Source organism: Paraburkholderia sp. 35.1, assembly GCF_050436525.1.
Taxonomy (GTDB): domain Bacteria; phylum Pseudomonadota; class Gammaproteobacteria; order Burkholderiales; family Burkholderiaceae; genus Paraburkholderia; species Paraburkholderia tuberum.
This window is the reverse complement of sequence record NZ_JBNDMJ010000002.1, coordinates 419,621-435,583: the sequence shown is the minus strand read 5'-3', so window position 1 is coordinate 435,583 and position 15,963 is coordinate 419,621. Positions and strand designations below refer to the sequence as shown.

Below are 15,963 nucleotides of genomic sequence, written 5' to 3'. Positions count from 1 at the left end.
TCTCCATGAAATGCCATTCCTTCTTCGCGCGCCGCTCGCGCGACATACTGGCCGTCGCCGCGATCGTCGCGCTTGGCGGTTGCAGCAGCAGCGCGCCGCTGTTCCTGCCGGACGGCCGTGCGACCACGCTCGTGCAATGCCCGGTCGGTTCCGACTTGTGCTCGCAACAGGCGGCCGCCAGTTGCAATGGCGTGTTCGACGTCGTGCGCCAGTCGAGCGAGGGCGGTACGTTGAGCCTGATCTACGCCTGCCGCGCGACTGCGAAGTAAGCTCCTGACGCCGTGCCGATGCAATGCCGGCGCGCGCGGCTGGCCGATCCGTTGGCGGCCTTCGGTTTTTTCGCCTGTTCGCAGTTAATCCCTGCCAATTCCCGATACGCTCGCTGACCACGCTCGTGCCATTCCGGTTACCACATGGCCGTCATAAATTCATGCGCCTAATGCGTATCCGATAAGCGGTTTGCATGCGAATTGCATAAGTAGGCCGCATGCGGCATTTTTACAACGTCGAGTCACCGCGCACCGATTATCTCTTTGCGCCCGGACCATGATTTATCTTTACCTTCGGGGCGTCGAACGCAGTCAGTGCGGCAGGCAACGGAACGTGAAATTTGACGGCAGTATTCTTTTTTAAACCGTTAGGATTTAACCCGGCGAGCAGAAATTGCCGGTTTTTCCCGACGCAGAAGAAGTTCAGGAAGGTTTTTCCGCTGCTGGCGGGCATTACTTTGGGCCGCGCGGGCCAACGCGGCTTCATGCTTTCGATTTTTTTGCTTCAACACTAATTCAATAGAATCCGGGGAAAGCAATGAATCATCAGCAACTCGAAAAAGACATCGAGCATCTCGAGCAGATAATTTCCCATATTTCCGCAGAAGACCGTATTCCTTTGTCTTACTGGCGTAACCGCCTTCAGCACGTTTCCGGCGCGGTTCTCGTGCCGGCGCAGGCAACCCGCGTCAAACGCCTCGATGCCGCGCTTTGCGCATTGGAAAAACGGCAGAAAGCCTGAATGTCGTCATTGTGTCCGCCAGTCGGGATCGGCAATTAGGAAAGCCGTCGTGTGCGCTTTCGCCGGACAGGTTCTATCTTTCGGTTTGATCGCCCAAAGCGACCTGGGCGCGCGCACGTTTTCTTTTACCGACACAGGATGTACATGCAGATAGCAGGACTTGCCGCGACCCGGCTCGCTACGCTGACCAACGCGATGCAGGGCTACGTGGAGCGGGGCGAAGTGGCGGGGGTGGTGTCGCTCGTATGGCGGCGCGGCGAAATCGGCTACTTCGAACCGGCAGGCCTACGCGACGAAGCCGCGCAATTGCCGATGGAGCGCGACACGCTGTTTCGCATCGCGTCGATGACGAAGCCGGTGACGAGCGCCGCGATCATGATGCTGATCGAGGCAGACCGCCTCGCGCTCGATGCGCCCATCTCGCGGTGGCTGCCCGAGCTTGCCGCGCCGCGCGTGCTGCGTGACCCGACCGGCCCGCTCGACCAGACCGATCCGGTACGCGCGCCGATTACGGTGCTCGACCTGCTCACGCATCGCGCGGGTTTCGCGTATCACTTCACGGCGACGGGTCCGCTCGCCGAAGCCTACGCAGCCGCGTTCAACGGCTTCGAGGCGAGCGGCGGCAACAGCGCGTGGCTCGCGCGCATCGCCGCGTTGCCGCTGATGTTCCAGCCCGGCTCGCGCTGGCACTACGGCGTGGCGACCGACGTGCTCGGCGTGCTGATAGAACGCGTGAGCGGCATGACTCTTGGGGAGTTTTTCCGCACGCGCATTTTCGCGCCTCTCGGCATGCGCGACACCGCGTTCTGGGTGCCCGACGCACAGCTTGCGCGCCTCGCCACCGCGTACAACATCGATCCCGGCACGCGCCGTCGTGTGGTCGAGGATCATGCGGCGGCGAGTCGCTGGGCCAATCCGCAACGCTTTCAGAGCGGCGGCGGCGGGTTGGTCTCGACCGCCGAGGATTATCTGCAATTCGCGCAACTGCTGCTCGGGCGCGGCCGCGTCGGCGACACGCGGCTGCTGTCGCATCGCTCGGTCGACCTGATGCGCAGCAATTTCCTGAGCCGCGACCAGCGCCGCCTGCCTGCCTTCGGTCACGTGATCTGGGCGGCGCAAGGCTTCGGCCTCGGCCTGTCGATCGTCGATGATCCGGCGCAGCAATTGCCGCTCGGCTACCGCTCGCTCGGCTCGTTCGGTTGGCCCGGCGCGTACGGCACGAGCTGGTTCGCCGATCCGGTCGAGAACATGATCGGCCTGATGCTGATCCAGCGCCGCTCGATCGACCCCTTCCCGATGGCCATCGACTTCGAACGCCGCGTCTACGATGCGATCGACGATTGAGCGGGGCCGTCGCGCATGCGCTCGGCCGCGCGATTCACTATCCTGTGATTTATTCGTCTGATAGTGTCCGCCAACCATTCATCGCGATTCATCGCAGTGCGTCCAACCGAGGGGGGAACACCGGCATGGCCTCTTACAAACAGCTGACTGCGCAACTCGAAAAACTGCACAAGGAAGTCGCAGCCGCGCGCGAAAAAGAAGTCTCGCAAGCTATCGCCGATATCAAGCAGAAGATTGCCGAATACGACCTGACCGCCGAAGAACTCGGCTTGACGAGCGCCTCGCCGAAGCCGCGCCGCAAGTCGTCGACGACGACGTCCGTCGCCAAGTACCGCAATCCGAAGACCGGCGAAACCTGGAGCGGCCGTGGGCGCTCGCCGGCCTGGCTCGTCGGCAAAAATCGCGAGCGGTTTCTGATCGAAGGTTGAGCTTCGTCGTGGGCGCCGATGCGTCCGTGTTCTCTGAAGTGATGCATGGTTTGATCCGTTCCGCACCGTTGCAAAGGTCCCGAAAACGCTCACCTTTGCGTGACGCCTGAACGTACACGGCGATATTTACCGATGCATTCGAATCTCGCGGGATGCTTCGGTGAGCCAGGCTTTGTCGCGCGACGCACCTCCGCGGGTGCGAATCGCCATCGTGCCGCACCGCCCCGCGCCGCTCGCCGAAAACCCGCGACAGCCTTTGCTGGCGGACGTTTCCAGGCGTCGAGCCGGAACCTGTTCATAGCGGCGCGAAGCTTTATCGCCGTTTTCCTGCGCATCGCGTTGGTGGCGCCCGCGACCTGGCAGGTGCGTGCACGCGTTTCGCGATCCTCACCTTTGACCGCAAATCGATATTCGCCGCCGTAAGTCCCGAAAACGCTCACCTTTGCCACAAGCATGCGCGGCGCGCCGACGCTCGCGCCGTCGCCCCGTCCGGCGCCGGAGCCCTTTCCCCCGGCCGTCGCGCCAGACGTGTATCATTCGCACCTTGCGCCGTTTTTGCGCCAGCGATTCCCGCATTGTCGAACGCTGGGTCGTGACCCGTTCGCCACCCGTTTTCGGACGCGGCGCGAGCGCCGGCCGATCCGGGCCCGCGCCCGATTCTCGCAGCTCGACGCCGCCGCGCCACGCGCGGCATACCGGCCGCCCACGGCCGCCGGGAACCGCCTGAACCCCTTTCCGTGACCGCCAGACCCGATGTCAGTCTCCGAACTCAAACGCCGCCGCACGTTCGCGGTCATTTCCCACCCGGACGCGGGTAAAACCACGCTCACCGAAAAACTGCTGCTGTTCTCGGGCGCGATCCAGATCGCCGGTACCGTGAAGGGCCGCAAGAGCAACCGCTACGCGACGTCCGACTGGATGGAAATCGAAAAGCAACGCGGCATTTCGGTCGCGAGCTCGGTGATGCAGTTCGAGTACGGCGATTGCGTGATCAACCTGCTCGACACGCCGGGCCACGAAGACTTCTCCGAGGACACCTACCGTGTGCTGACCGCGGTCGACGCCGCCGTGATGGTGATCGACGGCGCGAACGGCGTCGAAGCGCAGACGCTGAAGCTGCTGGAAGTCTGCCGCAGCCGCAAGACGCCGATCGTCACGTTCATCAACAAGCTCGACCGCGAAGTGCGCGAGCCGCTCGAACTGCTCGACGAGATCGAGCAGCACCTCGGCGTGGCGGCGGTGCCTTTCACATGGCCGATCGGCATGGGCAAGGATTTCCAGGGCGTCTACGACGTCCAGCGCGATCAGGTGCGCGTGTTCCGCGCCGGTCAGGACACGGCCGGCGGCGCGGTCGAAACGCTGCAGGCACTGAGCAACGAGGAAGGCGAGCGCCGTTTCGGCCACGCGTGGGTGCGTGCGAAGGAAGAAATCGATCTGATCAGCGGCGCGACGCCCGAGTTCGACCGTGAGCAGTTCCTCGCCGGCCAGCAGTCGCCGGTGCTGTTCGGTTCGGCGATCAACAACTTCGGCGTGAAGGAGATTCTCGACGCGCTGGTCGACCTCGCGCCGCCGCCGTCGATGCGCATGACCGTACAGCGTCCGGTGCAGCCGGAAGAGTCGAAGTTCACCGGCGTCGTGTTCAAGGTGCAGGCGAACATGGACCTCGCGCACCGCGACCGCGTCGCGTTCATCCGCGTGTGCTCGGGACGTTTCGAGCGCGGCATGGCGGTGAAGGTCACGCGCTCGAACAAGACGTTCCGCGCAAACAACGTGGTTACGTTCCTGTCGCAGCGTCGCGAGACGGTGAGCGAGGCGTATCCGGGCGACATCATCGGTATTCCGAACCATGGCACGCTGAGTCTCGGCGATACGCTGACCGAAGGCGAGCAGCTGCAGTTCGTCGGCCTGCCGTTCTTCGCGCCGGAAATTTTCCAGACCGTCGAAGTGGTCGATCCGATGCGCGCGAAGCAGCTCGGCGAAGCGCTGAAGCAGCTCGGCGAGGAAGGCGCGATCCAGGTGTTCCGTCCCGAAGCCGGCGGTCTGATGATTCTCGGCGCGGTCGGGCAGCTGCAGTTCGAAGTGGTGTCGCACCGTCTGTCGACGGAATACAAGGTCGTCGTGCGCATGGCGCCGGCGCGTTACCGGCTGTCGCGCTGGGTGACCTGCGACGATGCGGCCGAACTGCGCCGCTTCACCGACTCGTACTCGGCGCGGATCGCGCTCGATGCGTCCGATGCGCCGACCTATCTGGCCTCGCACGTATCGGAGATCGAAGTCGCGCAGAAGGCGTGGCCGAAGATCGTGTTCAACGAGTTGCGCGAGCACTCGGGGGCGCCGTTCAGAAAGGCGATGTAAAACCGCGAGTCCGCTGGTTTCGAAGCAAAAAAGCCGCGTCGTTCGACGCGGCTTTTTACTTTTCCGCCGCAACAACGTCCCGCGCTAGCGCGCGACTTCGCCTATGCTGACGGAACCACCCGCCTCGCCGCGAAGCCGGCTCCAATTCCTGTCCAACCGCATGGAGCGCCCGTGACCGTTCGCAACCTCGACGCCTTGTTTCGCCCGAAATCCGTCGCCGTGATCGGCGCGTCCGAGCGGCCGGGCAGCACCGGCGCGATGGTCTGGGCGCGTGTGCTGGAAGGCGGCTTCGACGGCCCGCTGTGGCCGGTCAATCCGAAGCACGCGACGCTCGGCGTCCACCCGGTGATTCCCGACGTCGGCGATCTGCCGCAGGCGCCCACCGTCGCGGTGATCTGCACGCCACCCGCGACGTGGCCCTCGCTGATCCATAAGCTCGGTGGCATGGGCACGCGCGCCGTAATCATCGTCGGCGAGGTGCGCAGCGATGAAGACCGGCTCGAACTGCGGCACGCGCTGTCGGCGGCGCGGCCGCATCTGTTGCGCATCGTCGGACCCGGCAGTCTCGGCGTGGTGTCGCCGGCGCTCGGCGCGCATCTGGGCGCGCCGTCATGCACGGTCAAGGCGGGCGGCGTCGCGTGGGTGTCGCAGTCGAATGCGCTGACCAACGCAGTGCTCGGCTGGGCACGAGCGCGCGGGCTCGGTTTTTCGCACGCGGTGGCGCTCGGAGCGGAGGCCGACGTCGATGCCGGCGACGTGCTCGATTACCTCGCGAGCGACCCCGGCACCCGCGCGATCCTGCTCGAACTCGACAGCGTGCGGGCGGCGCGCAAGTTCATGTCGGCCGCGCGCGCGGCGGCGCGCAACAAGCCGGTGCTCGCGCTGCGCTCCGGCCGCGACGATCCCGCCGACGGGCTCTACACAGCGGCGTTCCGGCGCGCGGGCCTTGTGCGCGTCGACGCGCTCGACGATCTGCTCGACGAAATCGAAACGCTCGGCGTCGGCCGCGTGGCGGCGGGCGCCACCGCCACGCTGATCACCAGCGACCGCGGTCTCGCGACGCTCGCGCGCGACGCGTTCACCGCCGCCGGCGGCCTGCTCGCGCCGTGGCCGGCCGCGGCGTCGGACGCGCTGCGCGAGGCGCTGCCGCTCGCGGTCGGCGGCAATCCGCTGCTGCTCGGCGACGGCGCGCGTCCTGAGCACTTCGGCACCGCGCTGAAGCTGCTCGGCGAGTATCGCGAGACCGGCACCGCCGTCGTGGTGCACGCATCGACGCATGGCGCGCCCGTCGACGACGTCGCGCAGGCGCTGATCGAGCATCAGCGCTTTGCGTATCGCGGGCTGCTCGCGTGCTTTTTCGGCGGTGTCGATGCGACGAGGCGCGACGCGCTGCATGCGCAGGGCATCCCGGTGCACACGACGCCGCAGCGGCTCGCGCGCGCCTTCGCCCGTCTGGTCGATTACCGGCTGGGCCGCGAACTGCTGATGCAAACGCCGGAAGGCCTGCCTGCGCAGATTCCCGAGTCGATCGACGCCGCTCTGGCGCAGGCTCGCGAAGCGTTGGCGGCGGGCGCGAGCGAGCTGGCCGGGGCGGCGGCGGCGCGGTTTCTGTCGCGGTTCGGGTTGCGGGTGGAGGGTGCGCAAGGAGGGGGCGCCCACGCGTCGGGCTCCGATGCGTCGGGCTCCGATGCGCCGGGCGCCGATGCCGACGGCGCCGCAAAACCCATCGTCGACGTCGCCGTCGAACTGCACGACGACGACAACTTCGGCCCCGTGTTCCGCTTCGCCGCACCGCCGATCGACGGCGTTTCCAGCGGGTTGCACGTGTACGGCCTGCCGCCGCTCAATCCGATGCTCGCGCGCGATATCGTCATGCGTTCGCACTACGCGAGGCTGGTCGCGCCGGAGCCGACGCTCGCGGCGTTGACGGCGGTGTCGCAAGCGGTTTGCGACGTGCGCGAGATCGTCGGCCTGTCGTTGAAGCTCAGGGTCTACCGGGACCGCGTGACGGTGGTCGATCCCGTGTTGCGGCTCGGCGCGCAGCGCAGCCGTCTCGCGATCGTGCCGTATCCGCGCCGCTTCGAGGAAACGATCGACTGGCAGGGGATGCGTGTAACGGTTCGGCCGATTCGCCCCGAAGACGAAAACGCGCATCGCGAGTTCGTGCAGGCGATGACGCCGGAAGATTTGCGGCTGCGTTTTTTCGCTTCGGTCGGCGCGTTCGACCACTCGCAACTCGCGCGCATGACGCAGATCGACTACGACCGGGAAATGGCGCTGATCGCGACGGTAGACAACCAAGACGGCGTCGCGCAGACGCTCGGCGTGGTGCGTGCGGTGGCCGATCCCGACAACGAGACGGCCGAATTCGCGGTGACCGTGCGCTCGGATCAGAAAGGGCGGCGTCTCGGCCAGTTGCTGATGCAGCGGATCATCGCGTACGCGCGGGCGCGCGACACGCACTGGCTGATCGGTGAAGCGTTGCGCGAGAACACCGCGATGATCGCGCTCGCGAAGGCCAGCGGCTTCACGATCACGCGGACCGATGACCCCGGTGTGGTCGGCTTGCGGATGGCGCTCGACGAAACGGCGGGGGCGGACCCGAAGTCCGCCGCGCAGAACCAGCCGGCGCGTTGAGCGGCTGACGTCGCGAGCCGCTCAACGCATGGCTTCACCGCCTCACGCCGCCAGCTTCTGTGCCGCCTCATCGACCTGCGCGCGCGTGACCGACAGCTCGTCGAGCCATGCCTGCGCATACACGGCGCCGGTTTCGCGTTCGAGCCGCGCGATCGTCGCGGCGCAGCGGTTCGCGTCCTTCAGCGTCGAAATGAACGCTTTCACCGACTCACCGCCCTTGAACGCGTCGAACAGCGGCACGCGAATTTCGTCGGGCAGCGCACGGGTGGTCCATTGGTACGGCTTGCCGTTGAACGTCAGCGACGGCGGCAGTACGCGCTCCTTGCGCGCGGCCGGAATCAGGCCGTAGGTGCGCGCCGCTTCGCCGATCTGCTCGGGCGAAAACAGCTCGTCGGGCGTGATGTGGAACTGCTGGATGAAGGTCTCGATGCTTTGCATCGCGGCGGCGCGGTCGTCGCGGCGCTTCTGCGCGTGGGCGACGATGTCGCGCAGCTCGTCGGCTTCTTCGGCGGAGATCGTGAAGCTCGACTGCTTCTGCTGGAGTTCGGAAAAACGCTGGAATTCGGAATCGGTCAGAAGTTTGGCCATTGCTCAATCGATGCGCGCGCATGAGCCCGTCATGCGGCGTTATTTTGGAAGGGCCGCCATTCTAAACCATGTGCGCGTGCACGCCGCCGCGCAACTTACCGCGCAACTTACCTGTCACGCGGCCTGCTCGCGGAACATCGACAGCGCCTGCACCGTGTCGCGCAGCAGCGTGGTGGCCGCTTCGAGCGTCGGCGCGACGTATTCGTCGATCCGCCGCAGATACGGGCAGGTCAGCACCGCGCTCGCCTGTCCCGACGGCGCGAGTATCGGGAACGTCACGTCGGTGACGCCGAAGGTCTGCTGGCTGTCCTTCTGCCAGAAGCCCGCCGCGCGGATGCGCTCGCAGGCCTCCTCCAGCGCGTCGAGATCGAGCGTCACTTCGCCCTTCACCTTCGTGTGCTCCGCCAGCATCTGCTGGCGCTGCTCGACGCTCTGGAACGCGAGCATCACGCGCCCCGAACCGGTGTCGATCAGGCCGACCCGCGAACCGAGCCGCACTGACATGCCCCATGTGCCCGGTCCGTCGACTTGCGCAATCACCAGCAGGTTGCCGCGGTCGTAGACGACGAGGTGGCAAGACTGCTCGGCCGCGTCGGCGAAACGCTGCATCAGCGGCAGCGCTTCTGCGATCAGCCGGTTCATTGGCGGATGACGGTGCGCGAGCGCGAACAGCTTCAGGCTCAGCGAGTAGCGGTCGCCGGCCGCCGAGCGCACCACGTATTGGCGCGCGACGAGGCGTTCGAGCATCCGGTACATCTCGCTCGCGTTGCGGCCCAACTGCCGCGTGATTTCGGCGCGCGTGAGTCCTTCCTTCTGCTCGGACAGTAGCTCGAGAATGTCGAGGCCTTTATCCAGCGCGGGGGCGCGATAGCGGTCGTCGTCCTTGTCTTCGGCGTCCATCGTGAGGGTCCGGGAATTCCGTGTGGAGTTCTGATTATCTGGTGTGCGCGGGCGAGTGCGTAGCATTTCGCGAACTGGATGGCCTTTGTCCAGGGAAAACCCAGGCATCCGCGCCGCGTAGTTTTCTTGACTTGGAAAAATTCGAATATGAATAATACGTTTATTGGTGAATGAATGCACTTCCCAAGCGGTGCGCGGAGTGTGACCGCTGCACCCTCGCCGCCGCATGGTAAAAAGACCACAAATCTGGAGACACGCTCATGTCGGCATCGATCGTATCGAAAATCGGGCAGCGGCGCCGTATCGGCCGCGGCTCGTTGCAGGTGAGCGGACTGGGGCTCGGCACGGCGCCGCTCGGCGGCCTGTACCGCGACCTGTCCGACGAGGAGGCCCAAGCGACGATCGCCGCCGCCTGGGACGCGGGGGTGCGCTACTTCGACACCGCGCCGCACTACGGCAACACCAAGGCCGAGCATCGGCTCGGCGCCGCGCTGCGCCACTATCCGCGCGGCGAGTATGTGCTGTCGACCAAGGTCGGCCGCCGCTTCGTGCCGCGCACGTCGCCATTCGACGACCGCGAAGGCTGGCAGAATCCGCTGCCGTTCGAAGCGATCTACGACTACACGCACGACGGCATTCTGCGTTCGTTCGAGGACAGCCAGCAGCGCCTCGGCATCATCGATATCGACGTCCTGCTCGTGCATGACATCGGTCGCGTCACGCACGGCGACCAGCATCCGCACTACTGGCGGCAACTGACCGAAGGGGGCGGCTTCCGTGCGCTCGAGCGCCTGCGCTCGACGGGCGCAATCAAGGCGCTCGGCCTCGGCGTCAACGAGGGCGCGGTGATCCTCGACGCGATGGCCGAGTGCGATATCGATTGCGCGTTGCTCGCGGGCCGTTATACGCTGCTCGAGCAGACCACCCTCGACGACCTGCTGCCCGCCTGCGAGGCGCGCGGCGTCAGCATCCTGCTCGGCGGCGCGTTCAATTCGGGCATTCTGGCGCGGGGCGTCGAAGGCGATCTGAAGTTCAATTACGGCGCCGCGCCGCCCGAGGTGATCGAGCGCGTCGCGCGTCTGGAGGCGGTATGCCGCGCGCATGACGTGCCGCTCGCCGCCGCCGCGTTGCAGTTTCCGTATGCGCACCCGGCGGTCGCCACCGTGCTGACCGGCGCGCGTAGCGCCGACGAATTACGCGAGAACGTCGCGTCGTTCGAGCTGCCGATCCCCGCGGCCTTGTGGTCCGCACTGCGCGACGCGGGCCTGCTCGACCCCCGTGCGCCCGCGCCCGAGGACTGATCCGACCATGCCGATCGACGCTCACCAGCACTACTGGGACCCCGCGCGGGGTGACTACGAGTGGCTGACGCCGGAACTGAAAATCCTCTACCGGCCGTTCGGGCCTGATGATCTGAAGCCGTTGCGCGAACAGGCCGGCATCGAGCGGACCGTGGTCGTGCAGGCCGCGCCGACGCTCGACGAAACCCGCTACCTGCTCGACATCGCGCGGCACGAGCCGTCGATCGCGGGCGTGGTCGGCTGGGTGCCGCTGTTGTTGCCGAACGCGCCTGATCTGATCGAGGTGCTCGCGCGCGAGCCGAAGTTCAAGGGCGTGCGGCCGATGCTTCAGGATCTGCCCGACGACGGCTGGATCGCCAACCCCGATCTCGCGCCGGCGATCGAGGCGCTGATCGCGCACGATCTCGCGTTCGATGCGCTGATCTACGCGCGTCACGTGCAATACGTCGAGATCTTCGCGCAGCGTTTTCCGGCGCTGCGCATGGTGGTCGATCATGGCGCGAAGCCGCCGATCCGCTACGGCCAGGCGGGCTACCCGGTATGGCGCGACGCGATCACGCGGCTCGCCGCGCTGCCGCAGGTGCACTGCAAGCTGTCGGGTCTCGCGACCGAGGCCTCGCCCGGCTGGACCGAGGACACGCTACGGCCCTACGTCGAGCATCTGCTGAACACGTTCGGTCCCGCGCGGCTGATGTGGGGCAGCGACTGGCCGGTGCTCGAACTGAACGGCGACTATTTGCTCTGGCATTCGGTGGCGACCACGCTCGTCGCGTCGTTGAGCGACGCCGAGCGCGACGCCGTGTTCGGCGAGAACGCCGCCGCGTTTTATCGGCTTTGATTTCGTTAGCAGCCCATTCAACTGGAGTCGTAGATGACACAAAGACTGGCCGGCAAAACGGCCCTGATCACCGCAGCGGGACAAGGTATCGGTCTCGCCACCGCCGAACTGTTCGCGCGCGAAGGCGCGCGCGTGATCGCCACCGATATCCGCATCGACGGACTCGCCGGCAAGCCGGTCGAGGCGCGCAAGCTCGACGTGCTCGATGGCGCGGCGATCAAGGCGCTCGCCGCGGAAGTCGGCACGATCGACGTGCTGTTCAACTGCGCGGGCTTCGTACACTCGGGCAATATCCTCGAATGCAGCGAAGAGGACTGGGATTTCGCCTTCGACCTCAACGCGAAGGCCATGTACCGTATGATTCGCGCGTTCTTGCCGGCCATGCTGGAGAAAGGCGGCGGCTCGATCATCAACATGTCGTCGGCGGCGTCGAGCGTGAAGGGCGTGCCGAATCGCTTCGCGTACGGCGCGTCGAAGGCCGCGGTGGTCGGGCTGACGAAGTCCGTCGCTGCGGATTTCGTCACGCGTGGTGTACGCTGTAACGCGATTTGCCCGGGCACGGTGTCCTCGCCGTCGCTCGAACAGCGAATCGCCGCGCAGGCTCAGGCGCAGGGCGCGTCGCTCGATGCGGTGCAGGCCGCCTTCGTCGCGCGTCAGCCGATGGGCCGCATCGGCAAGCCGGAGGAGATCGCCGCGCTCGCGCTGTATCTCGCGTCCGACGAGTCGTCGTTCACGACGGGCCAACTCCATGTAATCGACGGCGGATGGTCGAACTGATTCTGATTGACTGACGAACCGAACACTACTGAACGTAAAGGGAAGTGCAACGATGAAACTGCTTCGTTATGGGCCGAAAGGCCAGGAAAAGCCGGGCCTGCTCGACGCGCAAGGCAAGATTCGCGATTTGTCGAAGGTAGTGGGCGATATCGACGGCGCTGTGCTCGGCGATGAAAGTCTCGCGAAACTGCGCGCGCTCGATCCGGCAACGCTCCCGGTCGTCGAAGGTAATCCGCGCGTTGGACCGTGCGTCGGCAAGATCGGCAAGTTCATCTGCATCGGCCTGAACTATGCGGATCACGCGGCGGAATCGAATCTGCCGGTACCGGCGGAACCGGTCATCTTCAACAAGTGGACGAGCGCGATCAGCGGCCCGAACGACGACATCGAAATCCCGCGCGGTTCGAAGAAGACCGACTGGGAAGTGGAACTCGGCGTCGTGATCGGCAAGGCGGCGAAGTATGTCGACGAAGCAAACGCGCTCGAGCATGTGGCCGGCTACTGCGTCGTCAACGACGTGTCGGAGCGCGAATGGCAGATCGAGCGCGGCGGCACGTGGGACAAGGGCAAGGGCTTCGACACGTTCGGCCCGATCGGCCCGTGGGTCGTCACGCGCGACGAAGTCGCCGATCCCCAGAACCTGAGCCTGTGGCTCGAAGTGGACGGCCATCGCTACCAGAACGGCAGCACGAAGACGATGATCTTCAGTGTCGCGAAGCTGGTGTCGTATGTGTCGCAGTGCATGAGCCTGCAGCCGGGCGACGTTATCTCGACCGGCACGCCGCCGGGCGTGGGCATGGGTGTGAAGCCGAACCCGGTGTTTCTGAAGCCGGGGCAGACGGTGCGTCTGGGTATCGAAGGGCTGGGCGAGCAGACGCAGAAGACTTACGCGGCGGAGTAACGCGCTTTCTCTTTCCGTCATATCGCTGTGAAATGAAAGGCCGTTCCTGTTTTGCGCAGGAGCGGCTTTTTTCATGGCGTCCCGGCTTTAAGCCCCCGCCTCCTGCTCCCCGTTCTCTCCAATCCGATTCACGGTCCCCTGCGCGACCGCCACCAGCTTCTCGCGATTCCCCTCCATCACGAACACGCTGCACTGGCAGGTCGCCTGATGCCTGCCCGCATAGACCACACTGGCGCGCGCGATCAGCGTGCCCTTCACTGCCGGGCGCAGATAATTGATCTTGTACTCACCGGTCACGACTCTCGGACCCAGCGACAGCGCGCCCGCGAAAGTCAGCGCGTTGTCGGCGAGATAGCTGATGACGCCGCCATGCACGAAGCCATGCTGCTGCCGCAGTTCATCCCGAATCGGCAGACATAGGGTGAGCTCGTCGCTGCCGGCGTGCATCAGCTCCGCGCCTAGCAGCATGCTGAACGGCTGGGCGTGCAGTGCGCCGCGCGCCCGGTCGAGTAGGTCGGTCATCGTGGTTCCTTCGTGCAGGGTCTGGGTAGTGCATCGGTGCAACAAAACATCCGCGCGGCGCGTGCCATGCGGTCCCTACCCACTCTAGGAAGTGCCGCTGCGCTGCGCAAGGTGATTCGTCGCGACCACCGGCGCATTGTTGCGCAAAACAACCGCAATCGCGACGATCGACGATGAAACCTGCACGTAGAGCGCTTTTTGCGGGAATTGGCCTCAAGCCGCCAATCGGCCTGCCGTTAACCCTGATTTACCTCCGTTATCCTTTGTTCCCAGGTGTCCACGATGTTCAGCAAGATCAAGGTCGCATCCGGCCTGCTATGTGTTCTGGCCGCGTTCTGCGTCTTCCAGCTCGTCACGGTAGGGTTGGGCTTCTGGTCACTGACGCGCACGCACGACGACGTCGGCGATCTGTCGAACATCGCGCTGAAGCAGGTCGACGCGGTCAACCAGACGACGCAGCGCCTGATGGACGCGCGCATCAACCTGTCGCGTGCCGGCACGCGCATGGTGCGCGGGGGCACCGAGCCCACGGACATCGTGCAGCACGCTCGCGAACAGCTCGCCGCCGCCGATCAGTCTTTCGCGGCCTTCATGAGCGCGCAGAAGACCAGCGACGAAAACAGCGCGCGCGCCGCCGCGCTCGCCGAACGCTACAAGACGCTGCATGGCGCGCTCGCGGAGCTCGCGCAGTATCTCGACTCGAACAACATCCAGGCCTTCCTCGATCAGCCGACGCAGTCGTTTCAGGACGCCTATCTGGCGGAAGTGCACAACTTTGGGCAATTCGGCGACGCCGCGAGCCGCGCGTCGCTCGATTCGATCGATGCGCGCGTGGCGGCGTTTCGCATCGTCAGCGTGGTGATTTTGCTCGTGCTCGTCGCCGGCACGCTCGCCGTCTATACGGCGCTGCGCCGCGGCGTCGTGGCACCGCTCGAGGAAGCGGGCCGCCACTTCGAGCGCATCGCCCAAGGCCATCTCGATCAACCGATCGCCGCACGCGGCAGCAACGAAATCGGCCGTCTGTTCTCGGGCCTCGCGACGATGCAGGCAAGCGTCGCACGCACCGTCAAGAGCGTGCGCGAATCGGCCGACTCGATCCATCTTGGCGCCAACGAGATCGCGACCGGCAACGCCGATCTGTCGGCGCGCACCGAAAACCAGGCGGCATCGCTCGAGGAAACGGCATCGAGCATGGAGGAACTCACAGCGACCGTGCGCCAGAACGCCGATCATGCGCGCGAAGCCAATGCGCTCGCCGAGACCGCGCTTGACGCGACGTCGCGCGGCAGCGAAGTCGTCAATCAGGTGGTCGACAAGATGCGCGGCATCGCGCAGAGCTCCGACAAGATCGCCGAGATCATCTCTGTGATCGACGGCATCGCGTTCCAAACCAACATCCTCGCGCTGAATGCCGCCGTCGAGGCGGCGCGCGCGGGCGAGCAGGGCCGCGGCTTCGCGGTCGTGGCCGGCGAAGTGCGCGGCCTCGCGCAACGCAGCGCGCAGTCGGCGAAGGAAATCAAGACGCTGATCAGCGAATCGGTCGCGGAGATTCAGGGCGGCTCGACGCTCGTCGAGCGCGCCGGCGAAGCGATGAGTCATGTGTCGGCGTCGATCTCGCGCGTCACGCAGATGATGGCCGAAATCAGCGCGTCGTCGCTCGAGCAGAGCACCGGCATCGAGCAGGTGAATCAGGCGGTCGTGCAGATGGACGAGATGACGCAGCAGAACGCGGCGCTCGTCGAGCAGGCCGCGGCGGCGGCGGCTTCGCTACATCAGCAAACCAAGCAATTGAAACAGGCCGTTTCCGTGTTCGAAATTTCTGAAAGTGTGTTGCGTACGCAACAGCGCGGAGCACTGTCCGTCGCAAACGCAGAATTCGCATTAACCGGAATGCATGCGCTTTAAAGCGGCGACGCTTGAAAACGGACGCAGAAATAGAAAATGGCCCGCGTAAAGCGAGCCATTTTGCATTAGACGCAAGCGCCTGTAGAGGCGCCTATCGTGACGTCCAAGTCTGTCTCAAAGTACCCGAAGGAACTTAGACCGGCTGGATGTTTGCAGCCTGCTTGCCCTTCGGGCCTTGCTTGACTTCGAACGACACTTTCTGGTTTTCCTGCAAGGACTTGAAGCCCGAAGACTGGATTTCCGAGAAGTGTGCAAACAGGTCTTCGCCGCCGTCGTCCGGGGTGATGAAGCCAAAGCCCTTTGCATCGTTAAACCACTTAACAGTACCTGTTGCCATTTTTGATCCAAATAAATGTTGTGTATTGCATCGCGACCGCGATCGCACCAATGCGAGAGCGAGCGCGAGGGGAGAGTTGTATCACGTCTTTATGACAGACGCCAATCAACCTGCGTCCG

At 65.1% G+C, this 15,963-nt stretch carries 16 protein-coding genes; 11 read left to right on the top strand and 5 right to left on the bottom strand.

What is annotated here, in order from left to right:
* Positions 1 to 5: 5 nt before the first annotated feature.
* Positions 6 to 269, top strand: coding sequence for a hypothetical protein (locus OKW27_RS07795; protein WP_429333109.1), 264 nt, complete (start codon positions 6 to 8; stop codon positions 267 to 269).
* 256 nt (positions 270 to 525) lie between these two features.
* On the opposite strand, the gene OKW27_RS07790 is transcribed toward OKW27_RS07795, so the two are convergent.
* Entirely contained in the window at positions 526 to 756 is a 231-nt protein-coding gene (locus OKW27_RS07790; RefSeq protein ID WP_429333108.1) for a hypothetical protein, read from the bottom strand.
* A 51-nt stretch (positions 757 to 807) separates the two neighbouring features.
* Between OKW27_RS07790 and OKW27_RS07785 the strand changes: the two genes are divergently transcribed.
* From OKW27_RS07785 to OKW27_RS07765, 5 genes are all read left to right on the top strand, one after another.
* Positions 808 to 1,011, top strand: a complete 204-nt coding sequence (locus OKW27_RS07785) for a hypothetical protein (protein WP_090808221.1) — start codon at positions 808 to 810, stop codon at positions 1,009 to 1,011.
* A gap of 144 nt (positions 1,012 to 1,155) precedes the next feature.
* Positions 1,156 to 2,355, top strand: a complete 1,200-nt coding sequence (locus OKW27_RS07780; RefSeq protein ID WP_429333107.1) for a serine hydrolase domain-containing protein — start codon at positions 1,156 to 1,158, stop codon at positions 2,353 to 2,355.
* A 125-nt stretch (positions 2,356 to 2,480) separates the two neighbouring features.
* Complete coding sequence (locus OKW27_RS07775; RefSeq protein ID WP_184057608.1) at positions 2,481 to 2,783, top strand: H-NS family nucleoid-associated regulatory protein; 303 nt, start codon at positions 2,481 to 2,483, stop codon at positions 2,781 to 2,783.
* A gap of 753 nt (positions 2,784 to 3,536) precedes the next feature.
* Positions 3,537 to 5,138: a peptide chain release factor 3 gene (locus OKW27_RS07770; protein ID WP_090808225.1), complete on the top strand. Its 1,602-nt coding sequence runs from the start codon at positions 3,537 to 3,539 to the stop codon at positions 5,136 to 5,138.
* Positions 5,139 to 5,309: 171 nt separating this feature from the next.
* Positions 5,310 to 7,775, top strand: a complete 2,466-nt coding sequence (locus tag OKW27_RS07765; RefSeq protein WP_429333106.1) for a GNAT family N-acetyltransferase — start codon at positions 5,310 to 5,312, stop codon at positions 7,773 to 7,775.
* A gap of 42 nt (positions 7,776 to 7,817) precedes the next feature.
* Here OKW27_RS07765 and OKW27_RS07760 read toward each other — a convergent pair whose 3' ends face one another.
* Positions 7,818 to 8,363, bottom strand: coding sequence for a hypothetical protein (locus OKW27_RS07760; RefSeq protein ID WP_090808228.1), 546 nt, complete (start codon positions 8,361 to 8,363; stop codon positions 7,818 to 7,820).
* Positions 8,364 to 8,477: 114 nt separating this feature from the next.
* Positions 8,478 to 9,263: an IclR family transcriptional regulator gene (locus tag OKW27_RS07755; RefSeq protein WP_090808230.1), complete on the bottom strand. Its 786-nt coding sequence runs from the start codon at positions 9,261 to 9,263 to the stop codon at positions 8,478 to 8,480.
* Between the two features lie 260 nt (positions 9,264 to 9,523).
* Here OKW27_RS07755 and OKW27_RS07750 point away from each other — a divergent pair, with 260 nt between their 5' ends.
* The 4 genes from OKW27_RS07750 to OKW27_RS07735 are packed head-to-tail and all read left to right on the top strand — an operon-like array spanning position 9,524 to position 13,080.
* Positions 9,524 to 10,564 (top strand): aldo/keto reductase, encoded by a 1,041-nt coding sequence (locus tag OKW27_RS07750; RefSeq protein ID WP_429333105.1) that lies wholly within the window; start codon positions 9,524 to 9,526, stop codon positions 10,562 to 10,564.
* Between the two features lie 7 nt (positions 10,565 to 10,571).
* Entirely contained in the window at positions 10,572 to 11,402 is an 831-nt protein-coding gene (locus tag OKW27_RS07745) for an amidohydrolase family protein (protein WP_184073095.1), read from the top strand.
* Positions 11,403 to 11,435: 33 nt separating this feature from the next.
* The gene (locus OKW27_RS07740) at positions 11,436 to 12,179 is read left to right on the top strand and encodes an SDR family oxidoreductase (protein ID WP_018424084.1); all 744 of its coding nucleotides are present in this window, start codon (positions 11,436 to 11,438) and stop codon (positions 12,177 to 12,179) included.
* 52 nt (positions 12,180 to 12,231) lie between these two features.
* Positions 12,232 to 13,080, top strand: a complete 849-nt coding sequence (locus OKW27_RS07735) for an ureidoglycolate lyase (protein WP_429333104.1) — start codon at positions 12,232 to 12,234, stop codon at positions 13,078 to 13,080.
* A gap of 87 nt (positions 13,081 to 13,167) precedes the next feature.
* Here the strand turns inward: OKW27_RS07735 and OKW27_RS07730 are convergent, their stop codons facing one another.
* Positions 13,168 to 13,602, bottom strand: coding sequence for a PaaI family thioesterase (locus OKW27_RS07730; protein WP_429333103.1), 435 nt, complete (start codon positions 13,600 to 13,602; stop codon positions 13,168 to 13,170).
* A 282-nt stretch (positions 13,603 to 13,884) separates the two neighbouring features.
* Here OKW27_RS07730 and OKW27_RS07725 point away from each other — a divergent pair, with 282 nt between their 5' ends.
* Positions 13,885 to 15,507 carry a methyl-accepting chemotaxis protein gene (locus tag OKW27_RS07725; RefSeq protein ID WP_429333102.1) on the top strand — a complete coding sequence of 541 codons (1,623 nt, stop codon included), beginning with the start codon at positions 13,885 to 13,887 and terminating at the stop codon, positions 15,505 to 15,507.
* 133 nt (positions 15,508 to 15,640) lie between these two features.
* Here OKW27_RS07725 and OKW27_RS07720 read toward each other — a convergent pair whose 3' ends face one another.
* Entirely contained in the window at positions 15,641 to 15,844 is a 204-nt protein-coding gene (locus OKW27_RS07720) for a cold-shock protein (RefSeq protein ID WP_018424088.1), read from the bottom strand.
* Positions 15,845 to 15,963: the final 119 nt, after the last annotated feature.